This is a genomic window from Microbacterium sp. NPDC055683 (assembly GCF_053617895.1).
Genome location: NZ_JBSHGQ010000045.1, coordinates 1 through 12,136, shown reverse-complemented (window position 1 = coordinate 12,136; position 12,136 = coordinate 1). Strand labels below are relative to the sequence as shown.

20 protein-coding genes are annotated in these 12,136 nt (G+C 69.4%); 1 reads left to right on the top strand and 19 read right to left on the bottom strand.

The window, feature by feature from the left end; translation table 11 throughout:
• Window positions 1-35: 35 nt before the first annotated feature.
• From ACWGPF_RS14935 to mobC, 3 genes are read right to left on the bottom strand one after another with little or no spacing between them, the layout of a single operon-like run.
• Window positions 36-896 carry a hypothetical protein gene (locus ACWGPF_RS14935; RefSeq protein ID WP_452333545.1) on the bottom strand — a complete coding sequence of 287 codons (861 nt, stop codon included), beginning with the start codon at window positions 894-896 and terminating at the stop codon, window positions 36-38.
• A 15-nt stretch (window positions 897-911) separates the two neighbouring features.
• Window positions 912-2,627, bottom strand: a complete 1,716-nt coding sequence (locus ACWGPF_RS14930) for a relaxase/mobilization nuclease domain-containing protein (protein WP_452333544.1) — start codon at window positions 2,625-2,627, stop codon at window positions 912-914.
• On the bottom strand, window positions 2,624-2,911 hold the full coding sequence (mobC, locus tag ACWGPF_RS14925) for a plasmid mobilization relaxosome protein MobC (RefSeq protein ID WP_452333543.1): 288 nt from the start codon (window positions 2,909-2,911) through the stop codon (window positions 2,624-2,626). The genes ACWGPF_RS14930 and mobC overlap by 4 nt, the downstream gene beginning before the upstream one ends.
• 370 nt (window positions 2,912-3,281) lie before the next feature.
• Here mobC and ACWGPF_RS14920 point away from each other — a divergent pair, with 370 nt between their 5' ends.
• Window positions 3,282-3,674, top strand: a complete 393-nt coding sequence (locus ACWGPF_RS14920; protein WP_452333542.1) for a hypothetical protein — start codon at window positions 3,282-3,284, stop codon at window positions 3,672-3,674.
• Between the two features lie 301 nt (window positions 3,675-3,975).
• Here the strand turns inward: ACWGPF_RS14920 and ACWGPF_RS14915 are convergent, their stop codons facing one another.
• From ACWGPF_RS14915 to ACWGPF_RS14840, 16 genes are all read right to left on the bottom strand, one after another.
• Complete coding sequence (locus ACWGPF_RS14915) at window positions 3,976-4,602, bottom strand: recombinase family protein (protein ID WP_452333541.1); 627 nt, start codon at window positions 4,600-4,602, stop codon at window positions 3,976-3,978.
• Window positions 4,599-5,411: a Fic/DOC family protein gene (locus tag ACWGPF_RS14910; protein WP_452333540.1), complete on the bottom strand. Its 813-nt coding sequence runs from the start codon at window positions 5,409-5,411 to the stop codon at window positions 4,599-4,601. Before ACWGPF_RS14910 ends, ACWGPF_RS14915 begins: the two co-directional genes overlap by 4 nt.
• 4 nt (window positions 5,412-5,415) lie before the next feature.
• Window positions 5,416-5,664 carry an antitoxin VbhA family protein gene (locus ACWGPF_RS14905; RefSeq protein WP_452333539.1) on the bottom strand — a complete coding sequence of 83 codons (249 nt, stop codon included), beginning with the start codon at window positions 5,662-5,664 and terminating at the stop codon, window positions 5,416-5,418.
• Between the two features lie 184 nt (window positions 5,665-5,848).
• Window positions 5,849-5,995, bottom strand: coding sequence for a hypothetical protein (locus ACWGPF_RS14900; RefSeq protein WP_452333538.1), 147 nt, complete (start codon window positions 5,993-5,995; stop codon window positions 5,849-5,851).
• Window positions 5,996-6,232: 237 nt separating this feature from the next.
• Entirely contained in the window at window positions 6,233-6,568 is a 336-nt protein-coding gene (locus tag ACWGPF_RS14895) for a hypothetical protein (RefSeq protein ID WP_452333537.1), read from the bottom strand.
• 49 nt (window positions 6,569-6,617) lie between these two features.
• The gene (locus tag ACWGPF_RS14890) at window positions 6,618-6,920 is read right to left on the bottom strand and encodes a hypothetical protein (RefSeq protein WP_452333536.1); all 303 of its coding nucleotides are present in this window, start codon (window positions 6,918-6,920) and stop codon (window positions 6,618-6,620) included.
• 259 nt (window positions 6,921-7,179) lie between these two features.
• Window positions 7,180-7,944 (bottom strand): hypothetical protein, encoded by a 765-nt coding sequence (locus ACWGPF_RS14885; protein WP_452333535.1) that lies wholly within the window; start codon window positions 7,942-7,944, stop codon window positions 7,180-7,182.
• Window positions 7,941-8,387 (bottom strand): DUF192 domain-containing protein, encoded by a 447-nt coding sequence (locus ACWGPF_RS14880; protein WP_452333534.1) that lies wholly within the window; start codon window positions 8,385-8,387, stop codon window positions 7,941-7,943. Before ACWGPF_RS14880 ends, ACWGPF_RS14885 begins: the two co-directional genes overlap by 4 nt.
• Window positions 8,388-8,390: 3 nt before the next feature.
• Window positions 8,391-8,810 (bottom strand): ParB family protein, encoded by a 420-nt coding sequence (locus ACWGPF_RS14875; RefSeq protein WP_452333533.1) that lies wholly within the window; start codon window positions 8,808-8,810, stop codon window positions 8,391-8,393.
• Between the two features lie 14 nt (window positions 8,811-8,824).
• A complete protein-coding gene (locus ACWGPF_RS14870; RefSeq protein ID WP_452333532.1) occupies window positions 8,825-9,619 on the bottom strand; it encodes a ParA family protein in 795 nt (264 codons plus the stop codon).
• A 78-nt stretch (window positions 9,620-9,697) separates the two neighbouring features.
• Window positions 9,698-10,087 (bottom strand): single-stranded DNA-binding protein, encoded by a 390-nt coding sequence (locus ACWGPF_RS14865; protein ID WP_452333531.1) that lies wholly within the window; start codon window positions 10,085-10,087, stop codon window positions 9,698-9,700.
• A gap of 66 nt (window positions 10,088-10,153) precedes the next feature.
• Window positions 10,154-10,387, bottom strand: a complete 234-nt coding sequence (locus ACWGPF_RS14860; RefSeq protein ID WP_452333530.1) for a hypothetical protein — start codon at window positions 10,385-10,387, stop codon at window positions 10,154-10,156.
• 58 nt (window positions 10,388-10,445) lie between these two features.
• Window positions 10,446-10,697: a hypothetical protein gene (locus tag ACWGPF_RS14855; RefSeq protein WP_452333529.1), complete on the bottom strand. Its 252-nt coding sequence runs from the start codon at window positions 10,695-10,697 to the stop codon at window positions 10,446-10,448.
• Between the two features lie 52 nt (window positions 10,698-10,749).
• Complete coding sequence (locus ACWGPF_RS14850) at window positions 10,750-11,004, bottom strand: glutaredoxin family protein (protein ID WP_452333528.1); 255 nt, start codon at window positions 11,002-11,004, stop codon at window positions 10,750-10,752.
• 377 nt (window positions 11,005-11,381) lie between these two features.
• Complete coding sequence (locus ACWGPF_RS14845; protein ID WP_452333527.1) at window positions 11,382-11,594, bottom strand: hypothetical protein; 213 nt, start codon at window positions 11,592-11,594, stop codon at window positions 11,382-11,384.
• Window positions 11,595-11,671: 77 nt separating this feature from the next.
• Window positions 11,672-12,136, bottom strand: a 465-nt coding sequence (locus tag ACWGPF_RS14840) for an ImmA/IrrE family metallo-endopeptidase (protein ID WP_452333526.1), incomplete at its 5' end; no start/stop codon positions are given.

Here is a 12,136-nt window from a genome sequence, read left to right as displayed (position 1 = left end):
TGCGGTCCCTCTCTCATTCGGTGCCCGCAGGGCGGTCACCGGTCCAGGCCGGTGCGCTGCACCTGCGCGCCGCGCCCGCGCGTCTTGCGGGCCTTCGGGGCGTTCGTCTTGCCGGCCCCCTTCACCGCCTCAGTGGCGGGCTTGGCCTGGCTGACGTCGGCGCGCATCCGCGTGGCCACCAGATCGTGGTCGACGCCCTTCGCTTCGAGGTCTCGGGCAGTGCCCTCGCGTCGCTCGGCGCTGTCGTACGCGGTACGGCCGTCGGCGCGTGCCCGCTCGGCGGACGCCTCCCGCTGCTCGGCCTCAGCGGCCGCGCGGGCGCGTTCCTCGGCGTCGGGCTCGTGCTCGGCTGCGGCGCGCGCCTCGGCCGCCCGCTGCTCCTCCTGGTCGGCGTGCGCGAGCAACCGCAGCGCTTCGGCTTCCTCAGCGGCGGCGCTGGCGCGCTCGGCGTCTGCGTTGATCCGATCGCGCTCGGCCCGCTCAGCCTGCAACCGGATGAGCTGCCGCACGTCGTCGGGGTTGGCTCCTGCGTCGTGGGGGTCGATGCCGTACCGGTTGCGCAGCTCGTCGCGCATCCGCTGCTCGGCGCGCGCGGCCTCCGGGTCGTCCTGCTGCCACGCGCGGGCGACCTGGTAGGTGTGGCCGATCTGCTCCGGGGTGGCGCGATCCCACCATTCCCCGCGGTCGACGTTGGCCAGTTCGACCCGCGCAGCGCGTCGCTCGGCCTCGATCCGCGATTGCAGCTCTCTCGCCTGCTGCTCGCTCGCGGCCTGCGCGCGGCGCAGCGCCTCCTCGCGGGCGCGCGCGATCGCCTCACCGATCTGCCCCGCGGCGGTGACGGCGATGCGCAGTTGCCCCTCGAACGCCTCCTCGATCCCGTCTGTCTCCTCGGCCATGGCTGGCCCCCCTTCCTATCGCTCCGGGCCGCGCTCTGCGCCCGGCTGTGTCGTCTGTCGCGGCTTCGTCGGCTCGATGGTGCTCGGCAGGGGCGACGCGGCCTTGCTGGCGTCGTGCGCCTGTCCGGCGGTGAGCCGATCGAGGATCGCCTGCGCCTCCGGATCGAGGGTCGCCGTGGCGGTCGGACTCGTCGCCGCGGGCGACGCTCCGGTCCGCTGCTGTGCAGGTGCCGGCAAGGCGTCGCGCAGTCGCACGAGACGGGCGCGTGTGTCCTCCGCGAGGAGCCGTGCCTGACGTGCCTGCTGCGCCGCCACGGAGGCGTCGTAGACGGCCTGAGTGAGGCGGAGGAGCTGCCGGACCATCACCGCCTGCGCGACGGTCCCCTGACCGCCCCGTGCAGCACTCGCCAGGAGCATCGCCGCTCCCGAGATGGCGACCGTTCCGGCCTGCTTCGGGTGCACCGTGCGGCGGTACGTCTGAGCCGATCGCGACAGTGCGTCCGCGGCAGCGGCGAGGTCGCCGGGCGTCTCCTCCGTCGCGTTCGACCACGCCGCCAGCGCGCCCGCGGTCTGGCGCGCGACGGTCGCCCACGTGTCGCGGTCGTCAACGGGAACGGAGCGCAGGCGGCCGACGAGCTCGCGCAGCTCGTCGTTCCGCTTGTCCCACAGCTCCGGGTCCGGCTCGGTCGCCTCGCGCCCGGTCGACACGACTCGGCGGCCGCGCTTTGCCGCGTTCCACTCGGCTGCTGCGTCGGTTGCGACGGCCGGGGTGTCGGGCCACTCGCTCCGCAGCCGCGGCAGGGTCAGATCGCGACCGAGGTTGCCGCCGCCGTACCAGATCGGACGCTCGCCGGCCTGGGGGCGCTCGGCTACCGAATAGCCGGTGATGACGTCCGTGCGGCCGTCGGCATAGCGAGGGCGGACGATGAGGCCGGCCCGGCGCATGCGGCGCACGAACTCCGCCTCGTTCTCGCTCGCGGTCGCGCAGCCGCGGACCTTCAGTGCGAGGAGATAGCGCGGCTGGTCGACACGCAGCTCTGCCGCGATTCGAGCTTGCCTATCCTCCCCCGCCAGGCGCTCCCACGTGGGCGCGTCCGCGCCCAGCTCGGGACGGCTGCGCTCGTAGCGGGCTCGGGCGCGTGACCGTGCCTGAGCCTCGCGCTCGGCCGGGTCGTACCCGCGCGTCGCTCGCTCTGCGCGAACCGACTCCAACTCCTCAAGTCCGTACTTCACTTCGAGCGCACGGGCAGCCGCCTGAGCGCGTCGGAAGTCCTGGTGCGTTGACGCCTTCGTTCCGTCCTCGCGCACCAGATTGACCGCGATGTGGATGTGATCGTTGCCGTTCGACGAGACGCCGTGTCGCACCGCGACCCACCGGCAGGGGGCCTTGGTCCCCTCGTTGTCGTCGAACTCCATCGCACGCACGAAGTCGTTCGCGATCGCGTTCCATTGCTCGTCGGTCAGCGCGCCCTCATCGGCGCGCAGCGACAGTGAGCAATGCCACACATGACCGCCCTTCACCTGCACGTCGTACGCAGTGCGAGGTCGGTCCAGATGGCGCGCGATCGCCACCGCGGAGTCGCGGCCCAGCTCGTTGTCGTCGTGCCACGCCATAAGCGCCGCGTCGCCCGCGACGAGGTGCGGTTCGGTGTGCTCGTTCGACCGACCGGGGCCGACCAGATACGTCATCAGGCCGGCCATCCGATCGCCGCGAACGACGTTCGGCATCATGGCAGGCTCAGCCCGTCGATCGCGTCATCGATCCGCAGGGCCGTGCGCCGCACCGCGTCGAGTGTCGCGGTCAGATCGGACGACAGCTCGCCGGTCGCGTTGACGGCCTTGGCGATCTGGTTGACGTTGTTCGAGATGGCGGCTAGGAGCCGATGCAGCGCGAACAGCTCGGCCATCGCCTGCTTGCGCTCGGTCGGCGTCTCCGACGTGCCGGACGCCAGCGCAGACTCGACCAGCAGTCGCGGGATGGTCACGTGCTGCGCCTCCGCGAGGCGCAGCAGCATGCCCTCCTCCTCTGGCGACACCTTCACCTCGTGACGGTGGTTCCGCCCGCCCTCGACGTTCGCACGTCGACGCCGCGAGAACAGGCGACCCTTGGGAGCCTCCTCGCTCATCGGAAAACACCTGCCTCTCAGCCCAGCGCAGCGACCCCGCCCCGTGCGGGGACCACACGTCCAGTGTGCCGCATCCGCGACGCCCTGTCGAGGATTAAGCCCACTTAGCCCGGCTAAGTGTATAGCTTGCTCCGTCTGGGACACCTCAGAGGATGGCTCACGGCGACAGCCGGGGGCCTCGCGGCGCAGCCGCGATCGCGCGCAGCCGCGCCGACGATGGAACATCGACGTACAGAGGGTGAATCCGTACGATGGAGGCATGGCAAAGACACCCACTCCCGAGGAAGCAATCGAGCGCGCACGGCGCGCGCAGGATGCGCGGATCGACGCGGTGCGCGTGCTCGCTGAGGCACGGCAGAACGTCGACGACGTGCGCACCGATACCGAACGCGAACGAGCCGAGCTAGAGGCGCGCATCGCGCAGCGCGTTGGCGACGCCGAGCGCGACGACGTGCGCGCGTACAACGCCGCTCTGGCCGCCGGATGGTCGGCCGACGAGCTGCGCAAGATCGGCTTTGCCGAGCCCGAGAAGAAGGCTCGCGCGCGCCGCCGCGCACGGAAGGCAACCGACAAGTCCGGCGCGGTCGACGGTCCGCAGAGCACGGCCGACGCCGCTCTGCCGAGCGGCGAGCCACAGCCGGTCGGTGCGTGACGAAACCCCCTGTCCACCTGTGGACAGCACGAGCTATCTTCCTTCGGGCTCGTCCTGCCCACAGGTGGACAGCGGGACCCCACTTGCCCGCCCGCACACAGGCCGCACTGTCACGTCATGCGCGCACGTCGCGTGACGTCTGCGCGGCCTGTGTACGGCCTCGTTGGGTGCGTGGTCCCCTCCCCCCTGACGCCGAGATGATTCCACGAGAAAGCCCCCTGTCAAGGGCGCTTCGCGTCACTTCGTGATGCGGCTGCGCCGCACCCTTGACAGGGGGCTTTCTCGTTGAGGGCGGCTGTTATCAGGGGGAAGGGGAAGAAGCGGTGATGACCGCCTCCGGCGTTCCCGACGCAGCCTCCTCGTCGACCCTGACGAGGGCGCGAGCGACCGATGACTTGCCCACTCCGAGCACCTTCGCGATGTGCTGGATGCTCTTGTTATCGGCACGCATCTTGACGGCTGCGGCCACGCGCTCGGGCGTCATCACGGACGGACGGCCGCCGACGCGGCCCTGCGCGCGAGCATGAGCGAGACCGCGCCTCGTGTTCTCTCGAATGGTCGAGACGCGCAACTGCGCCAGCACGGCCATGATCCCGACGATGGCCTCCCCCATCGGCGTCGACGTGTCGACGTCGAGGAACGGTTCGGTGACGCTGCGCAGGCGCACGCCACGACGCGCGAGGTCTCGGATGATTTCGATGGCCATCAGCTCCGTGCCGGCGACGCGATCGAGCGCGAGGATCACGAGCGTGTCGCCGGGCCGGAGGTAGTCGAGGCACGCCTGCCACTGCGGCCGATCCGCGATCGCGCTCGACTCTCCGTGATCGACGAACACGCGCACCGCGCCGTGCTCGCGCAGCACAGCTTCCTGCGATGCCGGATTCTGCTCGCGAGTGCTCACCCGGGCGTACCCGATGACGTTGCTCATCTCCCGATCCCCTGCCCGCTGCTGCCGTAACCGCGACCCTGCCGGTACGGCTCGGGACGCTGCGGTGAAGCCGGCGACGAGCTGCGCCCCGTCGCCTGCGTGGGCGACTGCGGGTAGCTCGCGCTCAGGGGCGAGCGCTCCCGCGACGCCGGGTCGACCGTGGGCGTCGCGCCGGCGCGGCGCTCCACGGCGATGTGCTGGAAAACGGGCACGAGCGAGTCGGGCACCACGTCATACTTGCCGACGTCGGGCCGGCTCAACTCGGCGGCCATGTTCCACGCCGGGGGCTCGATCCGGGCGTAGTCGAGGGTGAACCTCGACCGCATCGCGACGTGTTCCATGAACACCTTCGAACTGCGGCCGTTCCCCTCGCGGAACGCATGGGCCTGGTTGACGTGAGCGAACACAGCCGCCGTCGAGACGGCGAACTGGTCGCGATCGAGCCGGCCCCAGTCGGTGCGCTGAATGAGTCGCTGCGCGTCTGCGAGGTAGCGGTCCACTTCGCCGTTGCTGACGTCGGCAAAGCCGCGCACCGCGCCCTGCTTCACCATGTTCTGAGTCCGGTACTCCCCCGCCCACTCGTAGACGTCCTGGAACAGGTGCCGGTGGATGCGGCGCAGGTGCGCAGCGTCGAACGTGTGCTCGCCGGCAAGGGACGGGTCCATGTTGAGCTGCTTCTGCCGCAGCGCAGTCGCGCCGTACTCGAACACGTGCAGGGCGCGAGGATCGCGGATGCCCTGGACGTTGCGCATCGTCGCGTTGTCCGGTGGTGGGTAGAAGTACGACTCCCAGGTGTCGAACGTCGCCACAGTCTTAGTGCGGGCTCACGCCGATACCGGCGGGAGCTGCGCGCAGCGCAGCCTCACGCACCCGCCGCAAATACTCCTCGGCGTCGATCGCGCCGCGAGCCTCATCGGTCAGGTTCTCGACGTCCTCGCGGTTGGGCACCCACCCCTCGTGCCAGGCGGCCGCGAGCGACTGCCGGACGGCGTTGCGCTGCGCACCGTCGAGCTGTGCGAACAACTCAGGCCAGCGCTCTTCGACGTCAAACTGCTCGGCCATGACGGCCTCCCCTCGTGTGAGCTTCCTCACCATTCTACCGCGTTTCCCGAAAACGGTCTAGAGCAAGTTTCGGGCCGTTGTGGTTCCGGTCCACGGTTTCGGGACGACGGAGCCCGGCGTGTCGCCGGCCTCGCGAGCATCGTCGACGGGCGGTCCGGAAACGATCGTTTCCGGACCGCCCTCCTCAGGCGCGCCCGCGGATGAGCCGCCAGGCCGCGCGCGACGGAGCCGGGTTCCCCTCGCTGCGCTCGAACACGTACGCCGTCACCCACGTCGCTGCGACGCCGATGACGATCCCGGTGACGATGAACGCCGTGATGATGAGTTCCATGATGTGAGTCTCCTTGGTCTGGCTGGTCGGTGCGATAGCAGAGAGACCGAAGCGGCGGAGCGGAGTGCCCCGTGGAGGCGGTACCGGACTGACCGGAGCGAAGCGGAGGGAGGGAGGATAAGGAGCCGGAACGGGGCACGCAGCGACAGAGCGTAGGTATCGTCGCGCAGCACCTACCAGCCAGACCAAGGAGACGACCGGGGAACGCCGCCACCGCCGATCCCCGCGCCCTCAGCGTCACCGCCAAGCATCCTCACGCTCGGCAAGCCGCTGACATGCGCCTCGCCATATCCAGCACCGCAGCGTCTCGCCCTCGACGTCGACCTCCACCCCGACGGCATTGCTCGTCCAGCGCTTCACGCGCACTGTGCAGCGCACATCGGCGTCCCCGAACCGGAGCCATGCGAGCGCCCACATCGTCGGGCGCTCGGGCGCGATCGAAACGACATGGGCACGCAACCTGAGCTGGTCGGCCGTGAGCGTGTGCAGGGGGCCACGGGAGCGCGCCTCGCGCAGCTCGCGCTCCTCAGCGCGCAGCGATGCGAGGTTCGGATAACGCTTGTTCGTACCCACGGCCTTCGATCCTCTGAACAACCTCAGACACCCCGGCCGGAGCACGATGCTACATCGCGGCCCCGAGCAAGATCACGACGTTGGCGACGCCGACGACGAGCGAGAGGGCAGCCATCACCTCGGGGAAGGTGACGAGCTGCGCCGCCCGGCCGTGCTCGGGAATCTCGCACCGGCGTACGCCGTGGCGAGGCTTCTTGCAGCGGCCTTCCACGGTGCCGTTCCACGCGGTGCAGGTGCTCGTGAGCCAGTACGCGATCGCGAACGGCAGCACAACCAGCAGCAGCACGATGGCGACGCCGATCCACCCGGTGCTCGCGTAGTAGCGATCCCATGAGAGGGCCACGAGGATCACTGCGAGAAGGTCAGCGCCGCTGAGCCCCGACGCTGCGGCGGCGCTTCGGTAGCGCGGGGCCGATGTCGGTGCAGCCGGTCTGGAAACGGGCGCGCTCGATGCAGGGCTCCCCCATGACGCCGAGCTGCGGGCCGCGGGGCGGCGCGGCACGGCGCTGGGCCTGGCCGTCCAGCTCGCTGTACCTGTGCCGCTGTACCGGCACACGGTTCCCGGCCGATGGCGGCCTACGGGGCAACGCGCGTCGTGCTGGCACATGCGATCACCGCAGCCTTGACGCGCGCTCGGCGTAGGTCTGCCCGGCGCGGATGAGCGCATCTGCCGGCGTTCCCTCGGACCAATCGGGGGCTTCGCCGGTCATCGGCAGCGGAGCGGTGGCGCGTGCGTGAGCGCGCAGCTCGTCGGTCAGCTGCGTGTCGATCGCGTCGAGGCGGCGATCGAGCTGGTCGATGTGCTCAACGAGCTCGACGCCGAACGTGAGACCGCGCGCGGTGAGCGCCTGGCGCACCGCGGCGGTGTACGCCTCGCGGTAGGCGGCGACGTCGCCCACCCACAGGCCGTCGATCGCGTCGGCCAGCTCACCCGCAGCCGCGGCCTGTTCCTCGTTCAGGCTCTCGTCTTGCTCGCGTGCGATCGCGCTGTCCAGCTCCTGGTCGTGCAGGGCTTCGATACCGAAGTCCGTAAGCGCCTCGTCGGCCTCGTCGACGAGGAGCTGCACGGGCGCGGTGCGTCGGCGCAGCAGCTCCTCGGGATCGTCTCCGGCAGTGCTGTGGACGATCTGTCGCACGTAGTCGGCTTCCCATGAGCCGGGGCGTCCGGCCAGCAGCTCCTCGACGCCGCCGAAGTTCGCGGCGACGGCCGTCAGGACGTGGCACGCGATTTCCCCGAAGTCGACAGGCTCGGTGTGCTCGTTCCAGGTTCCGGGGCCGATGGTCCGGGTGCGGCGTGCTGCGGCCGTGAGCGCGGCGATCGCCTGCCCGATGGGGTCGGGCTCGGGAGCGGTGTCATCGGGAGCGATCAGGGTCATGACGGTTCCTCTCGGATGGTGACGGAGGTGCCAGGCTCGATGCCGTCGAGCGCATGGGCGGGGACTTCCAGCAGCGCGTCGACGTCGCCGGGCGACGTCCAGCGCGGACACTGTTCCTGCTCGGTGAGGGTGCACGGGTCGAGGGTGTTGATGCTGAGCACCTGGCCGTCGACGATCCAGGCGACATCGATTGGGACCTGCATCCCAGCCATCCAGACCTCCCGCTGCGCGCGATCGTCGAACGTGAACAGCATGCCGGTGCCCTCGGACAGCGCCGCGCGGCCGCTGAGGCCGTCGCGCTGCGCCTGGGGCGTGGCGGCGACCTCCACGCGGAACTCGAGACCGGCTCCGACCTCGACGTGCGCGGTCGGTGTCGTGGGCGTGGGCGCACACCCGGCCAGAACGGCCACCAGGGCCACCAGGACGGTCGTGCGAGCCCTCATGCCTTACTCCCCCATCGGGCGGCCCTGCGGCAGCTCTCGGGCCGTCACCGGAGGGAACGGGTTGCCGCCGTTGTACTTCTTTTCGAGCCTCTCGACCTTCTCCATCACGGCCTCGTTGATGAACTGGGAGAGGTTGCGGTAGCGCTCGGTGGCCATCGTGTGCAGGATCGCACCGCGCACGCGGTCGGTGTCTGCGCGGTCTTGGTAGAACGACACCTTGGGCGGGTACTTCGACGCGGCCGGCTTCGTCGTTGACGTCGACGAGCTGCGCGGCCGTGCCGGCGGCTCAGCCGGCGCGGGCTCGGCCGGCGTGTCGACGGAGGCAGGTTCAGGCGCGACGGCCGGCGCCGGAGGGGCCTCGACGTCGTGAGTGATCGCGGCCTTGTTGCGATCGCGGATGCTACGGCGTGCGGTGGTAGCCATACGGTGCCTCCTTTTCAGGCGTGAACGGGAACGGGAGCGGCGGTGCTGCGCTCTCGGGCAGGCAGGTTCAGGACGTCTCTGAGCGCTTCGTAGTAGTCCTCTGCGATCGGCGAGCCGGGCGCATAGCGGCTGACCGGCTGCCCCGCGGTGTAGGCGTCACGCGCGGCCACAGCCTCCCGAACGGGGCTCGTCACTCGACCGGGGTATCCCTCGGTGAGGACGTCGACGATTTCCCGGTCGAGCAATCGGCGGTGGTCATAGCGGGTCGGGATAATCCAGTGCACCGCCTGACCGGGGCGCATGCCGCGGGCGATGCGAGCGGCGATGACCTCTTCGAGTCGGCCGAGCTGGTCGAGGGCTTCCGTCTCGCAGGCGACGGCGGCGATCACGACATCGGCGGCCGCCAGGGCTGCGAGGGTAACGAGGCCGAGCGCGGGCGGGGTGTCGATCACGACGTCGTCCCACTCCCCTGCCACGTGCGGGAGCTGGTCGCGCAGCGACGTGATGACCTCGGGCCGCTGGTCCAGGTCCGTCAGGTCGTGCGTTCCTACGAGCACGTGCGCGCCGGGCACACTCGGCGCGGGTACGGCCGCCTCAGCGACGGTGGCGTCTGATGTGAGGACGTCGGCCGCGACGGCCGACACATCTGTGTCGTCGGTGACGCCGAGCCGGGTGGTGAAGTTGCCCTGCTGGTCGAGGTCGATCGCGAGCACGCGCCGGTTCTGGCCGGTGAGGGCTGAGACGACCTCGGCCGCGGTCGTGGTCTTGGTGCTACCGCCCTTGCTGAGGGCGACGGTAAAAACGGTCACGGGGGTGTACCTCCAATAGTGATAACAGTACTTTTAGGGGTGCGGGGCTCACGAATCGGAGCCCCGCACCCTGGCCGATCAGAACGGGGTGTCGTCCCCGCCGTCGACCTCCTCGCGCCCGCTGCGCTCGACCGCGACCGCCTGGCCGCGCAGGCTCACGCCAATCTCATCGGCGCGGACCTCATGCTGGATGCGCGTGCCCTGCTCGCCCTTGAACTCGGTGACGCGGTAGCGACCCGAGAACGTCACGCGGATGTTGCCGGACTTCTCGGCCGCAGCGACGAGGTTGACAGCCTGGCTGCCGCTCACGGCGACGTCGTAGCCGGTGGTCGGCCCGTCCTTGTAGCTGCCGTCCTCCTGGCGCACGCGATCGGTGACGAGCACTCGGGCGTACGTGTACGGCCCTTTCTCCCCCTCGCGCAGCGTGGGAGCGGCGGCCAGGTTTCCAGTGCGAGTGATGTAGCTCACGGTTCCTCCTCTTATGTGGGGTGGTGACTCTAATAGTACTGATAGGGCTAATGGTGTCGCAAGGGTCTAATAGCGCTCCACCTCCATTCGGCGTCCGTCGACCTGCGACGGGTACAGCACGTACTCGATCGGGCTCGACGGGTTCGGGTTCTCCACGCGGACGCCCTGGACGGGCGATCCCGGCGTGATCGGCCCCAGCTCGGCGGTCACGACGCGCGGCTGCCGGTACGGCTGTCCGTCGAGGCTGAGGATCGCATCGCCCTCGCGAAGGTCCCGCAGGCGGGTGACGGTGATCTGCATGGCTGCTCCTTTCGGGAGCGGCCCTAACGGTAACAGTACTATTAGGGCCACTCTATGGTCACTGGGGGTCGACGACCTCGACGCTTGTCTCTGTCCTGCCCTCGACACGTAGGACATAACCGCGTGCACTGCGCTCGACATAAACGGTGAGGACCGTGCCGCCCTCGTCGTCGTCGAAGTCGACTCGGCCGTAGTCGTCATCCTCCGCAGGACGCGCCAGCCCATCCGGGCTCGTGATGCCTTCGTGAACCCACACCTTCGGTTCGAGCCGATCGCCGGTGTCGTACGGGGTGAGCTGCTTGGCAGTCATCCTCGCTCCTCTCTTCTCATAACTCTAATAGTACTATTACCGTTGGAAGCTGTCAACCCTGATGGGCTGCAACGCGGTCGATCTGGTCGGGCCGGAATCCGGACCAATGGTCCTCTCCGCTGCCGTCCTCGACGACGCACACAGGGGCCTCGCTGTATCCCAGGTCCTCGACCACGTAGGCGCGGGCGTCCGGGTTCTCTCGGATATCGACCTCGACGTACGGCACGCCCTTCTGGTCGAGCACCCTCTTTGTCAGGGTGCAGCGCGCGCAGCTCGGGCCGGTGCTGTAGACGGTCACGGTAAGCATGTCGGCATCCTCCCATCGATCATTTTTTGGGCTCGTTCCTGATAAGCGGAGCAGTGCCGCCCGGAGGCCGGAGTGCAACCCGGAGGGCGGTGGGGGAGAGAGTTTCGGCGCGAAATAAGGGAGCGCAGCGACCGCGTGCCGAAAGTCTCGGAGGAGCCGGAGGCGCAGCCTCTTGCGCGCAGGCCGTGGCGGCAATGATGGAGCGTCAGGAACGAGCCTGAAACTCAGCTCTTGCCTCGCCGGCCGCAGGCCGGCGGCCGCTCAGCCCGGGGGAGCGCGAGGGGTCGCCCCTCGCGGCCGGCCGGGGCGTCGATCGCCCCGGCCGGGCTCGGTGTCGACGCCGGTCATCTCGAAACTCCTAACTAACGGCAATAGTACTATTCATTGGCACCGAACATGCCGAACCAGCAAGCGGGGTGAGTGCCGGAGATAAGCAGCTCGCGCACTTCCGGCTCGACGTCGGGCAGCACCTCCTGAACGGGGCGGCGCTGGATGAACAGGTCGAACTGAGCCGCGGTCAGCTCAACCTCGCTCGTCGCGCCGCAGAACATGCACGCGGCAGTGGTGACAGTGACGGTCTCGGTGGGCATTGATCTTCCTTTCGGTCTACCCCTAATAGTACTATTGCCGCTAGTGCCGGGTCAAGACACTAGCGGCAATAGTACTGTTACGCGCGGACGGGCTCGGCCTCGGCGGCCTCGGTTTCGGTGATGGCGTCGGCCAGCGTGTGAGCTGCGCGCAGCACGCGGGCGGCGGTGCTCTTGATGGTCTCCGATTCGCAGCGGCTCCATCCGGCGACGTAGCCGACGCTGTAGCGGCTGGTGTCGAGCCCCAGAATCCCGGCGACGATGTAGGCGACGCTCTCGGCTTCGGTCTCCTTGATACCGCGGTGCGTGATGTACTCGGCGGGCTCCTCGTCGCTGTGGAGGATGACGTGGGCGGCCTCGTGAAGTGCGGTCTTGGCCGCCTGGGCGGGGGAGAGGTCGACGTCGACGACGACGCGGCGGGTGCCGTCGATCGTCGTAAAGCCGTTAGCCGTTCCGGGGATCGGCTCGCGGGTGACGGTCCAGCCCTTGCCGGTGAGGTAGTCGGCCACGGCCTCGAAGATGCCTGCGGGGTCGTCGCCGGTCAG